The sequence below is a fragment of the Aeromonas sp. 30P genome, from assembly GCF_051919805.1.
Lineage (GTDB): Bacteria > Pseudomonadota > Gammaproteobacteria > Enterobacterales > Aeromonadaceae > Aeromonas > Aeromonas veronii.
Genome location: NZ_JBQBEA010000001.1, coordinates 1,304,971 through 1,326,394, shown reverse-complemented (window position 1 = coordinate 1,326,394; position 21,424 = coordinate 1,304,971). Strand labels below are relative to the sequence as shown.

Annotated in this window: 21 protein-coding genes; 11 read left to right on the top strand and 10 right to left on the bottom strand. The window is 58.6% G+C overall.

The window, feature by feature from the left end:
• The first annotated feature begins 118 nt into the window (after positions 1 to 118).
• The 8 genes from ACTG2B_RS06310 (at position 119) to ACTG2B_RS06275 (ending at position 8,922) form a co-directional block, all read left to right on the top strand.
• A complete protein-coding gene (locus tag ACTG2B_RS06310; RefSeq protein WP_439995370.1) occupies positions 119 to 1,750 on the top strand; it encodes an anthranilate synthase component 1 in 1,632 nt (543 codons plus the stop codon).
• Complete coding sequence (locus tag ACTG2B_RS06305) at positions 1,747 to 2,364, top strand: aminodeoxychorismate/anthranilate synthase component II (protein ID WP_013723977.1); 618 nt, start codon at positions 1,747 to 1,749, stop codon at positions 2,362 to 2,364. Before ACTG2B_RS06310 ends, ACTG2B_RS06305 begins: the two co-directional genes overlap by 4 nt.
• 15 nt (positions 2,365 to 2,379) lie before the next feature.
• On the top strand, positions 2,380 to 3,408 hold the full coding sequence (trpD, locus tag ACTG2B_RS06300; RefSeq protein WP_058057738.1) for an anthranilate phosphoribosyltransferase: 1,029 nt from the start codon (positions 2,380 to 2,382) through the stop codon (positions 3,406 to 3,408).
• Positions 3,408 to 4,904 (top strand): bifunctional indole-3-glycerol-phosphate synthase TrpC/phosphoribosylanthranilate isomerase TrpF, encoded by a 1,497-nt coding sequence (trpCF, locus tag ACTG2B_RS06295; protein ID WP_439995369.1) that lies wholly within the window; start codon positions 3,408 to 3,410, stop codon positions 4,902 to 4,904. Before trpD ends, trpCF begins: the two co-directional genes overlap by 1 nt.
• Positions 4,905 to 4,951: 47 nt before the next feature.
• The gene (gene trpB, locus ACTG2B_RS06290) at positions 4,952 to 6,145 is read left to right on the top strand and encodes a tryptophan synthase subunit beta (RefSeq protein WP_005347359.1); all 1,194 of its coding nucleotides are present in this window, start codon (positions 4,952 to 4,954) and stop codon (positions 6,143 to 6,145) included.
• The gene (gene trpA, locus ACTG2B_RS06285) at positions 6,142 to 6,948 is read left to right on the top strand and encodes a tryptophan synthase subunit alpha (RefSeq protein WP_042032437.1); all 807 of its coding nucleotides are present in this window, start codon (positions 6,142 to 6,144) and stop codon (positions 6,946 to 6,948) included. Before trpB ends, trpA begins: the two co-directional genes overlap by 4 nt.
• Before the next feature lie 706 nt (positions 6,949 to 7,654).
• Positions 7,655 to 8,410 (top strand): hypothetical protein, encoded by a 756-nt coding sequence (locus ACTG2B_RS06280; protein ID WP_439995368.1) that lies wholly within the window; start codon positions 7,655 to 7,657, stop codon positions 8,408 to 8,410.
• 122 nt (positions 8,411 to 8,532) lie between these two features.
• The gene (locus tag ACTG2B_RS06275) at positions 8,533 to 8,922 is read left to right on the top strand and encodes a hypothetical protein (protein ID WP_439995367.1); all 390 of its coding nucleotides are present in this window, start codon (positions 8,533 to 8,535) and stop codon (positions 8,920 to 8,922) included.
• Positions 8,923 to 9,182: 260 nt separating this feature from the next.
• Here ACTG2B_RS06275 and ACTG2B_RS06270 read toward each other — a convergent pair whose 3' ends face one another.
• On the bottom strand, positions 9,183 to 9,773 hold the full coding sequence (locus ACTG2B_RS06270) for a metal-dependent hydrolase (RefSeq protein WP_439995366.1): 591 nt from the start codon (positions 9,771 to 9,773) through the stop codon (positions 9,183 to 9,185).
• Positions 9,774 to 10,118: 345 nt separating this feature from the next.
• On the opposite strand from ACTG2B_RS06270, the gene ACTG2B_RS06265 reads away from it, so the two are divergent.
• Positions 10,119 to 10,895, top strand: a complete 777-nt coding sequence (locus ACTG2B_RS06265; protein ID WP_439995365.1) for a BPL-N domain-containing protein — start codon at positions 10,119 to 10,121, stop codon at positions 10,893 to 10,895.
• 182 nt (positions 10,896 to 11,077) lie between these two features.
• On the opposite strand, the gene ACTG2B_RS06260 is transcribed toward ACTG2B_RS06265, so the two are convergent.
• A complete protein-coding gene (locus ACTG2B_RS06260) occupies positions 11,078 to 11,227 on the bottom strand; it encodes a hypothetical protein (protein ID WP_005338159.1) in 150 nt (49 codons plus the stop codon).
• Positions 11,228 to 11,670: 443 nt separating this feature from the next.
• Here ACTG2B_RS06260 and ACTG2B_RS06255 point away from each other — a divergent pair, with 443 nt between their 5' ends.
• Positions 11,671 to 13,770, top strand: coding sequence for a hypothetical protein (locus ACTG2B_RS06255; RefSeq protein ID WP_100654208.1), 2,100 nt, complete (start codon positions 11,671 to 11,673; stop codon positions 13,768 to 13,770).
• A 77-nt stretch (positions 13,771 to 13,847) separates the two neighbouring features.
• On the opposite strand, the gene ACTG2B_RS06250 is transcribed toward ACTG2B_RS06255, so the two are convergent.
• The 7 genes from ACTG2B_RS06250 to ACTG2B_RS06220 all read right to left on the bottom strand — a co-directional run bounded on the left by ACTG2B_RS06250 (position 13,848) and on the right by ACTG2B_RS06220 (position 20,278).
• A complete protein-coding gene (locus ACTG2B_RS06250; protein ID WP_439995364.1) occupies positions 13,848 to 15,056 on the bottom strand; it encodes a NupC/NupG family nucleoside CNT transporter in 1,209 nt (402 codons plus the stop codon).
• A 358-nt stretch (positions 15,057 to 15,414) separates the two neighbouring features.
• On the bottom strand, positions 15,415 to 15,840 hold the full coding sequence (arsC, locus tag ACTG2B_RS06245; protein WP_080741219.1) for a glutaredoxin-dependent arsenate reductase: 426 nt from the start codon (positions 15,838 to 15,840) through the stop codon (positions 15,415 to 15,417).
• A 75-nt stretch (positions 15,841 to 15,915) separates the two neighbouring features.
• Entirely contained in the window at positions 15,916 to 16,980 is a 1,065-nt protein-coding gene (gene arsB / locus ACTG2B_RS06240; protein ID WP_439995363.1) for an ACR3 family arsenite efflux transporter, read from the bottom strand.
• 109 nt (positions 16,981 to 17,089) lie between these two features.
• Complete coding sequence (gene arsA, locus ACTG2B_RS06235) at positions 17,090 to 18,853, bottom strand: arsenical pump-driving ATPase (RefSeq protein WP_439995362.1); 1,764 nt, start codon at positions 18,851 to 18,853, stop codon at positions 17,090 to 17,092.
• Between the two features lie 27 nt (positions 18,854 to 18,880).
• Positions 18,881 to 19,249, bottom strand: a complete 369-nt coding sequence (gene arsD, locus ACTG2B_RS06230) for an arsenite efflux transporter metallochaperone ArsD (protein ID WP_005347398.1) — start codon at positions 19,247 to 19,249, stop codon at positions 18,881 to 18,883.
• 4 nt (positions 19,250 to 19,253) lie between these two features.
• Positions 19,254 to 19,622 carry an ArsR/SmtB family transcription factor gene (locus tag ACTG2B_RS06225; protein WP_005338181.1) on the bottom strand — a complete coding sequence of 123 codons (369 nt, stop codon included), beginning with the start codon at positions 19,620 to 19,622 and terminating at the stop codon, positions 19,254 to 19,256.
• Between the two features lie 257 nt (positions 19,623 to 19,879).
• Positions 19,880 to 20,278, bottom strand: coding sequence for an META domain-containing protein (locus ACTG2B_RS06220; RefSeq protein WP_005359119.1), 399 nt, complete (start codon positions 20,276 to 20,278; stop codon positions 19,880 to 19,882).
• 157 nt (positions 20,279 to 20,435) lie between these two features.
• Between ACTG2B_RS06220 and ACTG2B_RS06215 the strand changes: the two genes are divergently transcribed.
• Positions 20,436 to 20,915, top strand: coding sequence for a hypothetical protein (locus ACTG2B_RS06215; RefSeq protein WP_064338427.1), 480 nt, complete (start codon positions 20,436 to 20,438; stop codon positions 20,913 to 20,915).
• A 1-nt stretch (position 20,916) separates the two neighbouring features.
• Here the strand turns inward: ACTG2B_RS06215 and ACTG2B_RS06210 are convergent, their stop codons facing one another.
• Positions 20,917 to 21,396 (bottom strand): putative 4-hydroxy-4-methyl-2-oxoglutarate aldolase, encoded by a 480-nt coding sequence (locus ACTG2B_RS06210; protein WP_043818759.1) that lies wholly within the window; start codon positions 21,394 to 21,396, stop codon positions 20,917 to 20,919.
• Positions 21,397 to 21,424 lie beyond the last annotated feature (28 nt).

Sequence of the window (21,424 nt, the reverse complement as noted above, 5' to 3'; positions counted from 1 at the left end):
ACAAGCAAGCAGACCTGGCGATGGCGCCCCTGAACCAGCCACCCCGGACCAATTAAATTTTCAAGGAATTCAATGTCATGAACATCGGTAAACAGCATCACACGCAAGGGAACGCACTATGACAGCCACACATCGCCTTCCTCTGGGTGAATTCGATACCCTCAAACTCAACGCCCCCTATGTGGCCGATCCGCTGGCGCTCTATACCCGCCTCTGTCAGGGCCGCCCCAACAACCTGCTGCTGGAATCGGTGGAGATCGACTCCAAGGCGGGTAAACAGAGCCTGCTGCTGGTCGATGCCTGCCTGCGCATCGAGTGCCGTGGCCGCACCGTGCGGGTGCGCAGCCTCAATGACAACGGCGCCCAGTTGCAAAGCCTGCTGGCCGAGCGGCTGCCTGCGGTGGTTGCCCGCTCGCTGGTAGATGGCGAATTGCAGCTCGATTTCCCGGCCTCCGATCGGGAGCTGGACGAAGATTCCCGCCTCAAGGGGAGCAGCGTGCTGGACGTGCTGCGCACCCTGCAGCGGGAGCTCGATTGCCAATTGGGTAAAGAAGCTCTCTTTATGGCGGGCAGCTTTGCCTACGACCTGATCGCCTCTTTTGAAGATCTGCCCGAAGTGCCGGAGGGGAGCAACGACTGCCCCGACTACTGCTTCTATGTGGCCGAAACCCTGATCACCATCGACCATATCGAACGCACCACTCAACTGCTGGCCTGCATCTTTGGCGGCGACAGCGACGAAAGCCAGGTTGAAGACAGATACACCCGCCTGACCGAGCGACTCACCGACTTCAAACAGATTTGCCAGCAACCCCTCTGCGCCGAGCTAACCACCCAGCCCCTGACCGGTGGCATGAGCGTGGACAAGAGCGACAAGCAGTTCTGTGCCGAGGTGGAGAAGCTCAAGGGCTTTATCCGCCGTGGCGACATCTTCCAGGTGGTGCCGTCCCGCTGCTTCTCCCTGCCCTGCCCGAGCCCCCTGGCCGCCTATCGCCGCCTCAAGCAGACCAATCCCAGCCCCTACATGTTCTACGTGCAGGATGAGGGCTTCACCCTGTTTGGCGCCTCGCCGGAGAGCGCGGTGAAATTCTGCGCCGCCAGCCGCGACGTGGAGATGTACCCCATCGCCGGTACCCGCCGCCGCGGCTTCAACCCGGATGGCAGCATCAACCGGGATCTCGATGGCCGCATCGAGCTGGAGCTGCGTCAGGACGAAAAAGAGGTGGCCGAGCACCTGATGCTGGTAGATCTGGGTCGCAACGACATCGCCCGCATCTCGGAGCCGGGTACCCGCTACGTCAAGGAGCTGCTGAAAGTGGATCGCTACAGCCACGTGATGCATCTGGTCTCCAAGGTGGTCGGCACCTTGCGCGCCGACCTTGACGCCCTGCACGCCTATCAGGCCTGCATGAACATGGGCACCCTCACCGGCGCCCCCAAGATCCGCGCCAGCGAGCTTATTCGCATGGTGGAAGGCAAGCGCCGCGGCAGCTACGGCGGTGCCGTCGGCTACATCAACGGCGCTGGCGAGATGGATACCTGCATCGTCATCCGCTCCGCCTTTGTCAAAGAGGGCGTGGCCCACGTGCAAGCCGGCGCCGGGGTGGTCTATGACTCCAAGCCCCAGGCCGAAGCGGACGAAACCCGCGCCAAGGCGGCCGCCGTGCTGGCCGCCATCGCTGCCAGCCATGGCACCTCCCTGCAAGCCCTGAGCGCCCAGCAGGAGCAACATAAGGACGTGAGCCAATGAGTACCGGATCAACAGCCACTAACATCTTCCTGCTCGACAACTTCGATTCATTTACCTACAACCTCGTCGACCAGTTCCGCTCCCTCGGTTATCCTGTGCGGATCTACCGCAACAGCCTGCCGGCGAGCCGCATCATGAGCGAGATCGCCGCCTGCGAAGGGGACGCCGTGCTGGTGCTCTCACCGGGCCCGGGTGCCCCCCACGAGGCGGGTTGCCTGATAGACCTCATCAAACTGGCCCGCGGTCAGGTGCCCATCCTCGGTATCTGCCTCGGCCATCAGGCTCTGTGCGAAGCCTACGGCGGCACCGTCGGGGCGGCAGGCGAAATCGTCCACGGCAAGCGTTCCCTGATTGAGCACAACGGCCACGGCGCCTTCGCCGGTCTGCCGAGCCCGCTGCCGGTAGCCCGCTACCACTCACTGGTCGCCACCTATGTACCGGAAGAGCTGACGGTGATTGCCCACTATCAGGGGATGCCCATGGCCATCGAGCAGCAGGATGAGCGGGTGCTGGGTTTCCAGTTCCACCCGGAATCCATCATGACCTCGGAAGGGGCCCGTCTGCTGACTCAGGCGCTCGCCCATATCACCCGTCCAGAAAGCAGCGTGCGGTAAGGTAAGGAGACCAACATGCATCATCATCTCAACACCCTCTATCAGGGTCAGTCTCTGAGCCGTGAAAGTACCCGCGACGCCTTCGGCCAGGTGGTACGTGGCGAAGTGGATCCCATAGTGCTCGCCAGCCTCTTGACCGCCCTCAAGATCAAGGGGGAGACACCGGAGGAGATCGCCGGCGCCGCCGAAGCGTTGCTGGCAGAAGCGCGCGACTTCCCGCGTCCGGATTATGAGTTTTGCGACATCGTCGGCACCGGTGGCGATGGCCTCAACACCATCAACGTCTCCACCACTTCGGCGCTGGTCGCCGCCGCCTGCGGCCTGAAAGTGGCCAAGCACGGCAACCGCTCGGTCTCGAGCAAGTCTGGTTCAAGCGATCTGCTCGACAAAATGGGCATCAAGCTCGACATGAGCCCTGCGCAGGCGCGCCGCTGTCTGGACGAGCTCGGCATCTGCTTCCTGTTCGCCCCCCAGTATCACGCTGGCGTGCGCCACGCCATGCCGGTGCGCCAAGCCCTCAAGACCCGCACCCTGTTCAACGTGCTGGGGCCGCTTATCAACCCCGCTCGCCCCACCTATCAGCTGATGGGGGTCTATGCCCCCGAACTGGTGCGCCCCATCGCAGAAACCCTGCTGGCACTGGGGCTGAAAACCGGTATGGTGGTGCACGGTGCCGGGCTGGATGAAATTGCCATCCACGGCCCGACCCAGGTGGCCCAGATCCGTGACGGCGAGATCCGCGAATTTATGATCACCCCGGCTGACTTTGGCCTCGAGACCTATCCGGTCAGCGCCATTCAGGGCGGGGAACCGGAAGAGAACCGCGCCATCACCGCCGCCATTCTGGAAGGGCGTGGCACCCCGGCCCACAACGCCGCCATCGCCGCCAACGTGGCACCACTGCTGCTGATGGCGGGCAAGGCGACCGATCTCAAGAGCGCGGCGGCCGAGGTACTGGCGGTGCTGGCGAGTGGCAAGGCAGCGGATCTGGCTGCTCGGCTGGCCACTTTGAGCCATCAGGAAGCGGGCCATCAGGAGGCATGATGTCAGCCACCATGTCGCACAGCAGTCATTCAGAACGCCCACAGGGCAAGAGCCAGTTTCGCAAGGATAACGAGATGTCAGACCTTATTGCCCCCCATGCTTTTCTGAACATGGCCTCCATCAGCCAGACCATTCTCGGCAAAATCGTGGCGGCCAAGCAGGAGTGGGTCGCCGCCCGCAAGCTGTCCCAACCGCTGGGGAGCTTCCAGAGCGCGCTGACCCCCAGCGATCGGGATTTCGTCGGGGCGCTCAAGGCGGGCTCCACCCGTTTTATTCTGGAGTGCAAGAAGGCCTCCCCCTCCAAGGGCTTGATCCGCGACGATTTCAGCCCGGAGGCGATCGCCGACATCTATGGCAAATACGCCACCGCCATCTCGGTACTGACCGACGAGAAGTTCTTTCAGGGGGATTTCGCCTTTTTGCCGCGGGTGCGAGGTCGCGTCAGCCAGCCGGTGCTCTGCAAGGATTTCATGATTGACCCCTATCAGGTCTATCTGGCCCGCCACTATCAGGCGGACGCCATCCTGCTGATGCTCTCGGTGCTCACCGACGAGGGCTATCGCGCCCTGTTCGCGGTGGCCAAAGAGCTGGGCCTTGGCGTGCTCACCGAGGTAAGCAACGAGGAGGAGCTGACCCGCGCCATCGCCCTTGGCGCGCCGGTGATTGGCATCAACAACCGGGATCTGCGCGATTTGAGCGTCGATCTCAACCGCACCAAACAGCTGGCCAAAGACATTCCAAGCGATCGGGTGGTGATCAGCGAGTCCGGCATCAACCACCGCGCCCAAGTGGCGGATCTGCGCCACCACGCCAAGGGCTTTCTGGTGGGCTCATCCCTCATGGCCGAGCCGGATCTGGAAGCGGCAGTGCGCAAGCTGGTACTGGGCCAGAACAAGGTGTGCGGCCTCACCCGCGCCGAAGATGCCGCCGCCGCCCATCAGGCGGGTGCGGTATTTGGGGGTCTTATCTTTGTTTCCAAAAGCCCGCGCTATGTGGACATCCCCGCCGCTCGTGCCGTGATGGCGGGTGCGCCGCTCTCTTACGTCGGGGTATTTCGCAACGCCCAGCCCGCCACCATCGTCAAGACGGTGGAGGCGCTGGGGCTCGCCGCGGTACAGCTGCACGGGGATGAAGATGCCGCCTATATCGAGGGACTGCGCGCGCTGCTGCCGGCTGGCTGCCAGATCTGGAAGGCAGTTGGAGTCACAAGTGGCGAACCGCTGCCCGCCCTCGACTACCCGGCCGATCGACTGCTGCTGGATACAAAAGTCGGCAGCCAGAGCGGCGGTACCGGTCAGGCATTTGACTGGGCCATGCTGGCCACGCTCGACAAGAGCAAACTGATGCTGGCGGGCGGCCTCAATCCCGACAACGCCCTGCAGGCGGCACAAGTGGGCTGCCTCGGTCTTGATTTCAACTCCGGGGTAGAGAGTGCCCCGGGCCAGAAGGATGCGCACAAGATTGCAGCCGCCTTCGGCGCACTGCGCAACCTGTAACGCAACCCTTTTTGATGTTTCGATTTAGCTAATACAAGGAAGAAGCCATGACCCTGCTCAACCCGTTTTTCGGTGAATTTGGCGGTATGTATGTACCCCAAATCCTTATCCCCGCCCTGCTCCAGCTGGAGAAAGCCTTCGTCGATGCCAAGGATGATCCGGCCTTTATCGCCGAGTTTCAGTCCCTGCTGACCGAGTATGCCGGTCGCCCGACCCCGCTCACCCTGACCCGCAATCTGACCAAAGGCACCAAGACCCGCCTCTACCTCAAGCGTGAAGATCTGCTGCACGGCGGCGCCCACAAGACCAACCAGGTGCTGGGTCAGGCCCTGCTCGCCAAGCGGATGGGCAAGAGCGAGATCATCGCCGAAACCGGCGCCGGCCAGCATGGCGTGGCCACTGCGCTGGCTTGCGCCCTGCTCGGCCTCAAGTGCCGGGTCTATATGGGTGCCAAGGATTGCGAGCGCCAGAAGCCCAACGTCTTTCGCATGAAGCTGATGGGCGCCACCGTTATTCCGGTGCACTCCGGCTCGTCCACCCTGAAAGATGCCTGTAACGAGGCGCTGCGCGACTGGGCCGCCAACTACGAGTCGGCCCACTACCTGCTCGGCACCGCCGCCGGTCCGCACCCCTTCCCCACTATCGTGCGGGAGTTCCAGAAGATGATCGGCGAAGAGGCCAAAGCCCAGTGCTTCGAGAAGGAGGAGCGGCTGCCCGATGCGGTGATCGCCTGCGTCGGCGGCGGGTCGAATGCCATCGGCATGTTTGCCGACTTTATCGATGAGCCGTCGGTGCGCCTGATCGGCGTCGAGCCCGGTGGTCACGGTATCGAGAGTGGCGAACACGGTGCGCCGCTCGGTCACGGTAGCAAGGGGGTCTTCTTTGGCATGCACTCCTACCTGATGCAGGACAATCAGGGGCAAATTCAGGAGTCCTACTCTGTCTCGGCGGGGCTGGACTTCCCCTCCGTCGGCCCGCAGCACGCCCACCTGGCAGCCATCGGCCGCGCCGAGTACCCCTCGGTGACCGACAAGGAGGCGCTGGACGCCTTCCAGGAGCTGGCCAAATCAGAAGGGATTATCCCGGCGCTGGAGTCCTCCCACGCGCTGGCCCACGCCCTCAAGATGGCCCGCAGTGAACCGGAAAAAGAGCAGGTGCTTATCGTCAACCTCTCCGGCCGTGGCGACAAAGATATCTTCACCGTCGCTGACATTTTCGAGAAAGAAGGAACCTTGTCATGAACCGTTACGCACAACTCTTCTCCCGTCTGGACGCGGCCAATCAGGGCGCCTTTGTGCCGTTCGTGATGCTGGGTGACCCCACACCCGAATTGTCACTGGCCATCGTCGATGCGCTGGTCGCAGGGGGCGCCGATGCCCTCGAGCTCGGCATTCCCTTCTCCGATCCGGTAGCGGACGGCCCCACCATTCAGGGCGCCGCCCTGCGCGCGTTTGCCAGCCACACCACACCGGATGACTGCTTCGAGCTGCTTGGCCGCATCCGCGCCAAGTACCCGCAGCTGCCCATTGGCCTCTTGGTCTACGCCAACCTGGTCTATGTGCGCAAAATTGACGGCTTCTACGAGAAGTGCCAGCAGGCGGGCGTGGATTCGGTGCTGGTCGCCGACGTGCCGGTGCAGATGTGCGCCCCCTACAAGGCGGCCGCCGACAAGTTCGGCATCGACAGCATCTTTATCGCCCCGCCCAATGGCGACGCCGAGACCCTGAAACAGGTGGCGGAGCTTGGCAATGGTTACACCTATCTGGTGAGCCGCGCGGGCGTGACCGGTGCCGAGACCAAGGCCGGCATGCCGGTGGAAGGTCTCATCAATACCCTGCGCGAGTTCAACGCCCCGCCCGCCCTGCTCGGCTTTGGCATCAGCGAACCAGCTCAGGTGCGTGAAGCCATCGCCGCTGGCGCCGCTGGTGCCATCTCCGGCTCAGCCGTGGTGAAAATCATCGAGACCCACCACCAGAACCCGGAACATATGCTCACTCGCCTGAAGGAGTTTGTGGAAGGGATGAAGGCCGCGACCAATCGATAAAGAATGACATTGGCCAAATGCTATTGGCCGTGAGTGATCCGGCTGCGTATCCGCCTCACGCACATGTGTATCGCTGCATCACCACATCAAAGGGAGCCTGACCGGCTCCCTTGCTTTTTATCGAATCTCCCCGTTTGCAGCTCTGGGCGTGTTGCCCCCTCTCCCTCCGGGAGAGGGCTGGGGTGAGGGGCTTGTGCACTCCCAACCAAATGAGTTGCTCACTCAGCGCACGTCTTAATGACTAATTTATTGATCCAACACAGATTCCCGCCAAAACACACTTCTCAACGCACCACCAGCCCCCTTAAGATACCCGAATGACAATCAACCTCTCGGAAGAACGCCATGAAAGCGATTGTTGCTATCTCGCAGGTTAACAGCAGCGAACTGGGAGCTGTATCTCAGGGGCGGTAGCGTGGTTTTTGTAGGTTGGCGAAGAGCGTAGCGAAGCTCAACAGGCGAGTATTATTGTGCCAACCAGACTGGGACAAACAAGGATATGGAAGATCTGTAAAACAGATTTCAAATAGATTCGCGATAAACGTTTGGCTTTACTTTGTTCAGCACCAACATGCGAGATGGTTATATTATTTATTTTTTTTGGAGTGTAACTATTATAGCAGGAAAATGTTAAATGAAAGATGCTATGAACTAATTATTAGCATCTTTCATTTAATTACTACCAGAGTTATTTGAGAGTTAAAAAATGACAAAAGATGTGGAAAAAAAAGAAAGACCTTGGGTTGTACCATTAGTGACTACGTTAATTGGTATAGTTGTGACTTTGTTAGTGGCTTGGTATCAATCTTTTCAGAACGTAGAGCAAGCAAGGGCAGCTGAAATTGAAAGGCAAAAAGCAGCGCTACAAAACTTAGTGCAGATAGTTGAAGAACATATAATAAATGACACAAAAATTGATCTTCCACGGTTAGCTAGGTTGTCTGATTTCAAGACTCGCGATGACAACATATCAACACCTATATCAGTAGCCAGAATTATTGAAAAGGCTGAGTTCAATATTATAAATAGTCAATACTTAGATTTAGCCCAGAAAAATAAATACAAAAAATCGTTCGATGCCTTATATCAAGATTTATCTGTTCATAGTAATTTTAAATATGAAGGAAGACATTCTGGTTTAGTGCAAGCTCTAACAGAATCCATGAATAATGGTAGCAATGAAGAGCAAATTACTAACCTAGCAAGGCTACTTGAAGCATTTAATCAAGACTACGTTGAAATCGAAAAATCCTCGAGAAATCCCAAATCTATCTTTTTGATTGTAGAATCTTTAAATGACAAAGTCCCACTATTCCTAGGTGTAATGGTTGTCTTAATAATAATAATTCAATTTTTCGAACATGAGCTAAAAAGAAGAGCCCGTCTGCGTGCGTATGAGCGTATGAAGGAAGAAGAATTAGTTTCTGAAATTCTCAAAAAACAGGAAAGAAATCCCGATTGACATAGCTAAAAAACACTATTTCAGAGTGATAGGAAACTCGTATTTTTTAACTCGAGATTGAGTTTATTACACCTTGGATAAGCATTATGCTCCATTAAAAACCTGCAAAAAAAGGACGTCAAATGGAAATAGATGTAGGAAGTAGCTACCCAGCACACATTGGTTTGTGCGGGCCTGTAACATACTTTACAAAATACGTAGACCTAAATGATGTAACAGGTATTTATCTACGTTACTTGTTAGCCGGCGTCACGGAAAAAAATGCTTCTGTGAATCTAAGGTTTGGGCCTTCGTTAAAACCTTACATGCTTAGAGTCGTAACAATTAACGGCAGAGAATATTCGGATTGGCAACTTGATGATTTCGATGAAGATGATTTTGTTGATTTATGCAATGAGTTATCCCTTGATTTTAAAACTATCTCAAGAGAGGACTTTGCCAGGACATTACTTTCTAGCATTGCTCCAAAAAATATAGTACCAGTCCCAGCTTACAAATTAGATATAGACTAATAATATATATCCATTATTCCTCCCCTCATCTTTCGGAGTAAAGCACTGCCTCTTTAGCATGCCAAAAGGTTATAGTTCCAGATTTTTAACTTCTCCTTTTATTATCAGTAGCTGAATCTAGAAGTTTCCATGTTTCAATAGAGAGCTCACTACACTGTCTGAACCCATAGATGCGAGCCACTCTGGCAAAAAAATTAGGACCCCCATCTTTCTGAGCAAAATATTATATCGCCAAAACAGAAGGGATGGGTGTCCAAGATTTAATTATTCTCGATATTTGCCAAAGTAGGATATATCCCCCCCCATTCCAATCCCACACATCCCCCCCTGCCCCAGCCCCGCCATCCCATCAACACCAGCATCAATACAACCCCCGGCAGCCAGACCCAGTAGAGCTCGGAGAGGATCACCGCCTCACCTCGGGCAGTGAGATAAGCCTGCAGCTTGAAGGGGGCAACCCGGATCACCTGCCAGGGGGCAAAGAAACGCTCATCACGCCACGGCCAGAGCCAGCCAACCCCCTTGCCGCCGGTGGTGAGGGAATCGAGCAGGCTGTGGGAGAGTAGCGAGACCAGCAGAAACGACCAGACGGTGGCGACGCTGGCCAGAAATTGGCGGTGAAACAGCATGGCCAGTGTGGGCAAGGCAAAGGCAAACAGCAGTGAGTGGGTAAAGCCGCGGTGGCCAAAGACATGGCCGTAGGCGACCCCCAGTTTAAAGGCGAGCACATCGGCATCGGGCAGCATGGCGATGGCGACACCGGCCAACAGCAGGCGGGGCGGGATAATCCGGCTGCCAAGCCCGAGACCAAGGCAGAGGGGTACGGCGGCGTGGGTGACTATGGTGGGCATAGGGTGAAGCTCCAACTGAAAACGTGAGCCTACCTTATCCCCGCTCGGTGAAGTGAAGGTGAAGTGCACCCTCTTATGTTGCTGTATTCCCCCTCGAGTCCTTCTCCATCAGCCATAAGAGACGTCACTCAGAAAGTGATAAAACGACTGTTGCACGCCCCCCTAAGCCGGGACCGAGCATCAGTCGTTTTTCCTCTCTGTATTGGCTCGAGCGTTGTTTGCTAAACGCAGCTCCAATCAGCCTTGGCGCGCTAACTTGAAATGTTCATTTAACTGCGGCTGACATGCAGAACGGGATCGTGATAAGTAGTCTCTTCGATTCACATCACAGGGACAGTGGCAGCGATGAATGTATCAAAAGGCATCAGGCTGATTGCGAACGTTATCAGCCTTTGGTTAGTGACTGGATGCATGGCAGAGGCCGCCTCTGCACAGCCGCAGCAAGAGCCGTACGCGCTGATCTATAACGGGCCGGTTTCTGATGGGGATAGCACCAAAGCGATTGCGGATGTGGTCAGGCAGCTGGGCTTGCCGGTCAGGTATCTCTCCAATCTCGAGGCGCTGCCTGCAGAGCTCGATAATGCCAGGGTGTTTATCGTTGGCGGCACAGAGGACGATGTTGAGCCGCTCCTCAACGCCTTCACCGCGGACGCTCGTTCGGCGTTAAAAACCTATTTGCTAAGCGGTGGCCGCTACCTAGGGATCTGTGGGGGGGCATTTGTGGCATCCACCGGCTGGTCTGAAGAAGAGGGCTTTGTGCCGGCGCTGGGCCTTGTTCCTGCCACATCCGATGATTATGACGGCGACTTTAGCGCCAGGATCTTCCCGATCAGCTGGCTTGGCGAAGCGCGCCAGATGTATTACCAGGCCGGCCCGCAATTTACGCCGGTGCCAGGCCCCGAGCAGGTCAAGGTCATCGCCCATTTTCAAAACCATCATATTGCCGCGCTGATCAGCTCATACGGCAAAGGCAAGGTGGCCGTTTCCGGGCCACATCCCGAAGCCCCTGAATCGTGGAAAGAGAACGCGGTGGACGGCGACAAGATGGAGTCGAATATTCATTTAGCCGTTGGATTCGTTAACGAGTTACTCTCCGAAAAGCCCATCACCGATGCGAAGTAGTCACATCCCTACGCCCCTGGATTTAATCCTATTGCTCGGCCTGGAAATCAGGCCACCCAATCAGCTGCTATCCATAAAAAAACCACCGACCTGCAAAAGGTCGGTGGTTTTCTTATCGGTGGTAGATAACGGGTAGCCGATACGAAGCGTTCGCTACCTCAACTTTCGCCCGGGAGCGAGCACTACTCTTCCTGCTCCTCCGGTTGTCTCTCCTCACCCCGTATCTGTAGCAGCTCTTCGACCCTGGCTTGCCACTTGTCGTGGGCCTGTTTGCGCTCTTGCTGCATAAATGCTTCTCGCATGGTGTCGATTTTCTGGTCAAGTGTTTCCATCAGAGTGTCTCCTTGTGTGACCGCGTAAAGACTGGCTGACGGCGCGTTGGCCAACCTGCTCCCCTAATCTGACACCGCTAATGCCGTTACTGCCCAATCAAATAATCGATTGGAAATAGGAAAACCAATCTAAAAATTCTTTTTCGTGTTTATTCCACCACGCCAGCGCGAGGGAAACAGGCCGCTCAGAGCGGGATAATCCGGCACGCGGCCAACACATGATTGAGTGCAGTCGTCCCCCTTTTCAGGGGAATGGGGCGCCGTTGCCCAATCCGTCCAGGGCGGGGTACCGGCAGATTTCCGGGATGTAGCTGTGCCCATGATCACACAGTCACAACTCTCGCCCTCCTCTCACCGCGACCCCGCTTTTTATCATCTAGAGTTACCGGGCAGTCCAAAGCTGCTGATTTATATACATTCGCCGCCAAGAGGGATCTTTTTTCATGACCGAGCATATCGATCTGCTACCTATCAACACGGATGATGAGCAGGACGCAGGCAACCGTTACCTCTACTACACCGAAGGGGATTTGGCCCGCATTCTTGCCAATCTGGAACAGTTGCGCCATGCGGTGTTTCCCGCCGCCATCGGAGAGAGCGAAACGGGCGCCACCGTGCCCCACAATTTTCCGTCCGTCTGTCTGGTGGGGCTGGGGCGCTGCGGCTCCAACATCGCGCAGGATGTGGCCTCGCTGGTCTACAACGCCCGCAGTTTTTATCTCAATGAGTTCAACAGTGAAGAGCAACGCAAGCGGGAGAAGGAGTTTGGTCCGGTGAGCTGGATCCGGCGCAACCTGCGACTGCCAAACAACGGGGCCCGGCCGGTCTTTCTGATCGAGCCCATGGTGATGCTGGGGGATCTGGACAAGGACATCGATGGCCGGATCCGCCACTCCAATCGCAGCGGCGAAGGTGGCTCCTTGCGTGACTACGCCAAGATGCGGGTGATGGACTTGTCGGAGATCCACGCGGGAGGCGCGGGTAACGCCCCCATCCTTGGCCAGTATCTGGCCAAGATCATCCTCAACAAGAGCCCCCACTACTTCGCCAACTCCGAGTGGCAGGCCATTCATACCTATCTGGTGGACTCCTGCGGCATCAAGGCCAACCAATCCCGCCTCTATTTCTACATCTTCAGCGCTGGGGGCGGCACCGGCTCCGGCATGGCCTCCGAGTTCGGGCTGGCCCAGCAGTACTCCTACATGAGCAAGACCTTTTCACCCCCGTCAGAAGAGGAGGAGCACCTATCCCTCGGGGAGCACTTCATGTTCGATCCCATCTTCACCAGCGGCATCTGCATCCTGCCCAATATCTGTGATCGGGGTATCGAGATCTCGGAAGCGCTGCACATCAATGCGGGGCGCCTGCTGTGCAAATACCTGGCCGAGGAGTGGGACTTCTCCTATCACTTCGACAACGAGCAGGCGTGCGATGCCAGCATGCTCAAGCGGATCAGGCCCTGGAATGCCATGATGCTGATCTCCAACGACATCATGCGCTACGCCGAAGAGAGCGACGATGGCGAGATCCAGCATGTTGATGTCAACACCATGGAGAAGTACGCCAACCAGTACATCTCCCAGCAGATCTTCAACATCCTCACCGCTCAGGCCGTCACCACCGACTACGACGAGAACTACTTTCGCCGGGCGGGCATCGATATCAGCGAGACCATTCGGCTCGATGCCAACGACCTCTTTATGAGTCTGGCGGGGCCGGTGGCGGTGGCGTATGCCGAGTCCATCTCGCCCCCCGGCGGCCTGTTTGACAAGGAGGACGGGCTCAATGTGGACGATCTCTTCACCCGTTCCATCGAGCTGCCCCACTTCAACAAGATGACCCAGGCCATCGAGGGGATCAGTCTGCTGCCCATCGAGGCGGGCAACTATCGGGAGTATCTGGACGACTATGTGAAAAGTGGCCATGACCCGGCCCACCTCAACGAGCTGCACTTCTTCAAGAACTGCTCCTCTGTGGTGTCGATCATCTCCCTGCCCAAGGAGTACAAGCTCTCCTATATGGATCTCAACCGGCTCAAGTCTCACCTTAACGGGCTCTTCCCCAATACCACCCTCAAGCGCTATGCACTGGTCATCGGGGCGTCGGCCAACATCTCCCTCACCACCCTGATCGTCAAGAGCCCCTGCCTGAGCGATGACTTCCTGACCCTGATCGTGGCCTTTATCAAGCGCTGCTTTGCCAAGGATCACTATCGCTTCGATGAGCATCTGGACAAGGCGGTGATCGAGATGATCAGCAATGAGGAGTGGAACGACACTCTGCTCGACAGCATGCTCAACGAGTTCGAGAACCCGGCCAAGATCCTCGATACCAACTGGTACGCCATCAAGCCCATGTATGAGAAGAAATATCGGGAGCTTATCCGCGAGAAAGAGAAGTTCGTCTCCATCAACGATATTCGCCTCAGCCGCGAATCGGTGAAAAAGGCGCTGCTCTATCTGCGGGAGATCTATCGCCACCGGGTCAGCAAGACCCGGATCCTCTCCCTCAACCCAAGGTTGGGGGAAGCGAACGCTCGCTAGCTCTCTGCCCATAAAGCAAAGCGCCCGCCCCAGATGGGGCGGGCGCTTTTTTACTGGCGCAGCCTCGTTTTATCTCATCAGAGGGAGACAAAGATCCCGGCCAAGGTGGCGCTCATCAGGTTGGCCAGGGTCGCCGCCAGCACCGCCTTGAAGCCCATATTGGCCACATCGTGACGGCGCTCCGGCGCCATGGTGCCGATGGAGCCAAGCTGCACCGCAATGGAGCCCAGATTGGCAAAACCGCACAGCGCGAAGGTGATGATGATCTGGGTGTGGGCACTCAGATCTGCCTTGATATTGGCAAAGTCCAGATAGGCGACAAACTCGTTCATGATCACCTTCTGACCAATAAGCGATCCTGCCGCCATCATCTCGCTGGCGGGCACGCCAATCAGCCAGGCCACCGGAGCGAAGAGATAACCCAGCAGCTGCTGCAGGGAGAGATCGGCCCAGCCGAACCACTCGCCGACGGTAGTGAGACCGGCGTTGATCATGGTGATGACGCTGACAAAGGCCAGCAGTATGGTGCCGATGGCCACGGCGATCTTCATGCCGCCCATGGCGCCGCCCGCCAGCGCGTCGATGGCGTTGCTGTAGTCGCTCTTGTCGAGGGTGATCTCGGTCTGATCGCTCACCTGCTGCTGCTCCGGCACCAGCAGTTTAGCCATCAGCAGGCCACCCGGCGCCGCCATAAAGGAGGCGGCGATGAGGTACTTCAGATCCACACCAAGACCGGCGTAACCGCCCAGCACCGAGCCCGCCACCGAGGCCATGCCGCAGGTCATCACCGCGAAGAGCTCGGAGCGAGTCATCCCAGCGAGGAAGGGACGGATCAGCAGCGGCGACTCCCCTTGCGACAGGAAGATATTGCTGGTGGCCACCAGAGATTCGGCGCGGCTGGTGCCAAGCAGACGATGAATGGCACCGCCCAATACCCGGATCACCCACTGCATAATGCCGAAGTGGTAGAGCACGGCAATCAGCGCGCTGATAAAGATCACCAGCGGCAGCACCCGCACGGCGAAGATAAAGCCGTTGCTGGCGAGATCGCCAAACACGAAACGGATGCCGCTGTCGGCAAAGCCGAGCAGGGCGGAGACGCCATTGCTCATGGCACCGAGCATGATTTGTCCGGGGGGGAAATAGAGCACCAGGGCAGCAAAACCGGTTTGCAGGGCGAGCGCCCCCAGCACGGTTCGCCAGCGGATGGCTCGGCGGTTTTCACTCGCCAGCCAGGCGATAAACATCAGGGCCAGCATACCGACCAGACTCAATAACAGTGTCATCTTGCACCTATGAAGAGAGGAGTTTCATATGGCAAGTCTGCAGACAGGCGTCGCGGGCGATCCGGCGGGAGAGGTGCCGACCCACGCGACACGCAGACCACAAACCTACAGGTTAGTGGCGGGTCCCATCCTGGGGTCATTCACGTTCCGGGTGACAGCATGTATCGGGTGACGCCAGCGCCGTCGCAGGGGGAGATGCGGCCGGGTGGCAGGTCGGGCGGCGATGGTACAGTGATCATCGTCACAGAAAAAGCGGTAAAACGATTGGCCGGAATAACTTTTTCAACTTGTTCACAGAACGAAACAGGGCCAGCGTGAAGCTGGCCCTGTTTCAATCCGTACTTGAGCGTTCAGACGATTACTTGAGGCGCTTGCCGCTCGCGTCCACCACCTGCTCGCCATCTTCCTTGGCGAAGGCCCCTTTTTGCTGATCGGGCAATATATCGAGCACCACTTCCGACGGACGGCACAACTTGGTGCCAAGCGGCGTGACGACAATGGGACGGTTGATGAGGATGGGGTGAGCCAGCATGGCATCGATCAGTTCATCATCGCTGAAACGATCTTCCGCCAGACCGAGCGCCTCGTAGGGTGGCACGTTCTTGCGCAGCAGATCGCGCACCGGCATGTCCATGGCGGCGATCAGCGCCACCAGCTGGTCACGGGAGGGGGGCGTCTCTAGATAGTGGATGACAGTGGGTTCCACGCCGCTGTTGCGGATCAGCTCCAGGGTGTTGCGGGAGGTACCACATTCCGGGTTGTGATAGATGGTGATTGCACTCATTTGCGTGTCTCTCATTAATCAAGTGAATAGAAAATGGATAGCATCAGTTCGCGGCCATCTGTTAACGGCTGTCAGTTAGCGGCTTAGCCCCGCTTCGTACCAGAGTTTGCTGGCGTTAACCACCCGCACCACCAGCAGCATGACCGGCACCTCGATCAGTACCCCGACCACGGTGGCGAGCGCCGCGCCGGAGTGAAAGCCGAACAGGCTGATGGCGGCGGCCACCGCCAACTCGAAGAAGTTGGAGGCGCCGATCAGGGCGGAAGGACAGGCGACTGAGTGCTTCTCCCCCACCTTGCGGTTGAGCCAGTAGGCGAGCCCGGAGTTGAACAGCACCTGGATCAGAATGGGCACCGCCAAGAGAGCGATGACCAGCGGCTGCTCAATGATGGCGTTGCCCTGAAAGGCGAACAGCAGCACCAGAGTGAGCAGCAGGGCTGCCACCGACCAGGGCTGGATGCGGGTCATGACGCCGTCAAAATGGGCCTCTCCCTTTTTCAGCAAGGCCTTGCGCAGCAGTTGGGCGATGATGACCGGGATGACGATATAGAGCACCACAGAGGTGAGCAGGGTATCCCAAGGCACCACTATGCTGGAGACCCCGAGCAGCAGCGCCACCAGCGGAGCGAAGGCAAACACCATGATGAGGTCGTTCACCGCTACCTGCGATAGGGTGAAGTAGGGATCACCGTTGGTCAGCCGACTCCAGACAAACACCATGGCGGTGCAGGGGGCCGCCGCCAGCAGGATCAGCCCCGCCACATAGCTGTCGAGCTGATCAGCCGGCAGCCAGTCGGCAAACAGCACGCGAATAAAGAGCCAGCCGAGGAAGGCCATGGAGAAGGGCTTGACCAGCCAGTTGATAAAGAGGGTGACGCCAATGCCCTTCATGTGGCCCTTCACCTGATGCAGGGCGCCAAAGTCGATCTTGAGCAGCATGGGGATGATCATCACCCAGATCAGCAGCCCCACCGGCAGATTGACCTTGGCCACCTCCATGGCACCGATCGCCTTGAAGAGATCCGGCAACCCCTGCCCGAGGCCAATTCCCACCAGAATGCAGAGGGCGACCCAGGCGGTCAGATAACGTTCAAAAAAGCCGATGGCAGGCACGGCCTTGGCATCACATGTTGCAGACATCACAACTCCCGATGCGGCGCAATTTCGCATCTTCTATTGGTTCAAAACAAAGGGTTATAACAAGTAACGGCATATTCAAGCCGCCCCGGCAGCGCGCCGGGGCGACGACTCAATGGTGCTGGCAGAGGCGGCGCAGGGCATCGGGCCCCACCGGCTCCTCGGCGAGCAGCGGCACCACGGCGTAGCGGCTGGCGTGTTGCTGCTCGACCGCCTCGATATGGGGCAACTGGCGCTCGGCCCGCAGTTGCAGCAGCGGTGAGCTGACCGCGGCTTGCTGCAAGCTGTGGTTGATGAGCCAGCCCCAGGGCTCGATGCCGGCACGGCGCAGATCGGATTGCAGATTGGCAGCCTCCTGCACCGGCGTCGGCTCGGGCAGCGTCACAATCAGCACCTTGGTCTGTTTGGGGTCCTGTAACTGCATCATGGGGGTAGTGAAGTGCAGCCCCTTGTTTCCCATCTGGCGAGCGATCTCCCTGTGGTAGGCGCCGGTGGCGTCGAGCAGCAGCAGGGTGTGGCCGGTGGGGGCAGTATCCATCACCACAAAGCGCTTGCCCGCCTCGCGAATGATGCGCGAGAAGGCCTGAAACACGGCGATCTCCTCGGTACAGGGGGAGCGCAAGTCCTCCTCCAGCAGTGCCCGCCCCTGCTCGTCCAGGGCCGCCCCCTTGGTGGCCAGCACCTGGGCGCGGTAACGCTCGGTCTCGGCGTGGGGGTCGATGCGGCTCACCTCCAGATGGGGCAGACTAGCTGCCAGCGTCTCGCTCAGGTGCGCGGCGGGATCCGAGGTGGTGAGGTGCACCGGCAAGCCGCGGCTGGCCAGCTCCACCGCCACGGCGGCCGCCAGCGTGGTTTTGCCTACCCCGCCCTTGCCCATCAGCATGATGAGGCCGTGACCATCGGCGGCCAGCTCGTCCACCAGCGAACTCAACTCGGGCTGGGCTTGCTTGATAGTGGACTGTACTGTCGGGGATTGGGCGGCTCTTCCCTCTGATTGCAGCAGCAGACGCAAACTGTCGAGCCCCACCAGATTGGTGGCCAGCAGCGGGATATGATCCTGCGCCAGCGCCTTTATCCCCTGCGGCATCTGGGCGAGAGCCTGTTGCTCGCGCTGCCAGAGCGCCATTGCAAGCGGATCTCCGGCAATGGCGCCTTCGGGGAAGAGGCCATTGATCACCAGTTGCTGATTCAACAAGCCGATGGTGGCCAGCTCCTCGTGGGTGCGGGCCACTTCCCGCAGAGTGGATTGCTGGGCGCGCGCCACCAGCACCAACCGGGTGCGAGTGGCATCAGCCAGGGCGGCGACCGCCTCGCCATACTGGCTGCGCTGCTTCTCCAGCCCCGCCAGCGGGCCAAGGCAGGAGGCATCCCCCTTGCCCTGCTCCAGAAATTCGCTCCAGGCTCCCGGCAGTTGCAGCAACCGGATGGTATGGCCGGTTGGGGCCGTATCAAAGACGATGTGGTCATACTCGGCCAGCAGCGTTTGGTCGGTCAGCAGGGCGGTGAACTCGTCAAAGGCGGCGATCTCGGTGGTGCAGGCGCCGGAGAGCTGCTCCTCGATGCTGCGCACCACGCTCTCGGGCAACTTGCCGCGTACCGGCCCGACAATCCGCTCCCGATAGGCTTTGGCCGCCGCGGGGGGATCTATCTCCAGCGCCGACAAACCGGGCACAGCGGCGATGGCGGTGACGCGATTGCCGATCTCGGTGGCAAACACCTGCCCCACGTTGGAGGCAGGGTCTGTGCTCACCAGCAGCACCCGCTTGCCAATATCACACAGCGCCACCGCACTGGCGCAGGCCAGCGAGGTCTTGCCCACCCCGCCCTTGCCGGTGAAAAAGAGAAACGGCGGTGGATTGGTCAGAAAATAGTACATAGCCTCTCCCGAATGGTGCGTCACGACTCAGCAGCAACCGCTGCCAGAGCAGCAGCCGCCTTTGACGATCCCCTTGATGGCCGCTTGCGGCGCAGGCAGCCCGGCATAACGGGCCAGCTCGCTGCGGCTCGGATAACGGCCGGTCAACACCACCTGTCCCTCCACCAGCACCAGTGGCAACCCCTCCTCCCCGGCGTGGGTCAGAAAAGCGCTGACGGCAGGTGTCTCGGCAAATTGCATCGGCTGCTGGGCCAGATTGAAACGCTCGATGGCAACGCCCTGCTCCTTGGCCCAGGCAAGGTCGGCTGCGAAGGTGACCAGTGCCTGATCAACCTCGGTACCGCAGACACCGCTGGAGCAGCAGAGGGCGGGATCAAAAATCTGAATGGAGGACATGGCATTACTCCTTGTTGCAGCAGGGCTGCGCAGGCAGAACATGGGGGGAGCAGGCTGACTCGGCACGCATCACGCCGCACGCCTCGGGATGACCGGCGCAGCACTCCTCGGTAAGGTAGGCGATCACATCCAGCATCAGGGGAATATTGGCGCGGTAGCGCAGAAAGCGCCCCTCCTGCTCCACCGACAGCAGACCGGTGTTGAGCATCGCCTTGAGGTGAAACGAGAGGGTATTGGGGGCAATATCGAGCTCGCTGGCCAGTTCACCGGCGACTCGCCCCTCCAGCCCGGCCTTCACCAGCAGCCGCCATACATCGAGCCGGATGCCGGATGCCAGCGATTCAAAGACCTTGGTGGCCATCTCTTTGTTCATCTTCAATCCCCTTGGTGCGACCTTTCATTTCAACTATACAAGAATTATTGAAATGATCAAGATACGTACCGAAGCGAAGATACGAGGTTCTGACATCAAACCGAGCAAAAAGGGGAATCGACGAGTGAACAACCGTTGCGGACGAGCACACAGGGCTCGTCGCAGATAAACAGACGCCCTCCAGAGGGAGGGCGTATCAGAGCGTTTGACCCGCCAGCACAGTCAGCGCTGTCGGGGCAATCAGACGAACGCGTGCCTTATTTGGCAGCAGGCACTGCGTTAAAGGTGAGCAGGGCCGCCTTGTTGGCATCGCTCAGAGTCAGCTGGTTGCCGTTGATGGAGTAGGTTGCCACCTTCTCCAGCTTTTGCAGGAACTCGGTCTCTTTGTTCATGGCGTCGCCGATGCACATCATGCGAGTGGAGCCCATGGCGCCCAGCGTCAAGACACCGTCACCCTGCTTGGTGATGCCGCCAAAATAGCGGTTGCAGCCGCCCTTGCCCGCCACCTTGCCGTCGACCACTTGCAGGGTGAAGGTATCGCCGGTGGCGCCTTGCAGCTGCCAGCTGGATGCTTGCAGTTGAGCCATGCTGGAACCCGTTGCCATTGCGCAGCCTCCCAGTGCCAGCGCGGCCAGCAGAGTCAGTTTCTTGTTCATGGATTCACCTCTTAATGATTAGAGCCATCAATACGGCAGCCTGTTTATCATGGCTGACGCCCATGCCAAAGGATTTTATTGTGATCTCCCTTCACTTTACTACCAGCTGGCATGTGCCATGCTTAGGCTCAGTTCCGGACCCAGGGAGGGGAAACGAATGGTCAAATCACTCATCATCACACTGCTTGCAACCTGCGCCAGCATGGCCGCACAGGCCGCCGACTGGGCAGTGGTTCAGCCGCAATCCAACCCGTCTCTCTATGTCAAAAGTTACTCGGGTGTGCTGCTCAATGGCCATAGCCATCACAGCGACAGTTTTGATCTCTGGCTGGTCAATAGCGGCTATCAATATCCGGTGGTGGATGATGTAACCCTCTTTATGGAAGCGGGCCCGGCAGTGGCGGATCAAAATCGCACATCCGGTTTCAATATGAGTTCGGGGGTACGCTACCAGCTCTCTCCGGCATTCAATATCGGCAGCCAGATCAAGCATCTCGATCTCAACAAGGCCAGCACCCTGCTGGAGCTCAACTCCAGCCTGCTGCTGACACCCAGACTCTCCCTCACCGCCAACTACGGGGTCAGCGCCATCACTGCCGATCAGGCGCTGAGCCTGGGGGTCGGTTTCAACTTCTGAATCAGATCAGCGGCGTGGCACTCACCACCACGCCGTTGCGATCCGCATAGACGTAATCCCCTTCGTGGATGGTCACCCCGGCAAAACTGACCACCGCCCCCAGCTCTCCCAATCCTCGCTTCTCGGTCTTGACCGGACAGGCTGCCAGCGCCTTGACCCCGAGCGCCAGTGTCGCCAGGGTGCCCACATCCCGCGCCGCGCCGTGGATCAGGATCCCCTCCCACCCCTGCTCCACCGCCTTGACCGCCAGTTGATCGCCGAGCAGCGCACGGCGCAGCGAGCCGCCACCATCGATCACCATCACCTTGCCGTGACCGGGGCGGGTCACCAGATCCCGCACCAGACTGTTGTCTTCATAACAGGAGAGCGTTACGGCGCGACCATAGAAGATGGCCTTGCCGCCAAAATCCTGAAACACCGGGTCAGCAACTTGCAGCAAGTCGCCATGTTGATCGCAGAGGTCGGGCAGGAGATCCAGCATGATTTGATTCCTTTCAGATACATGAAGG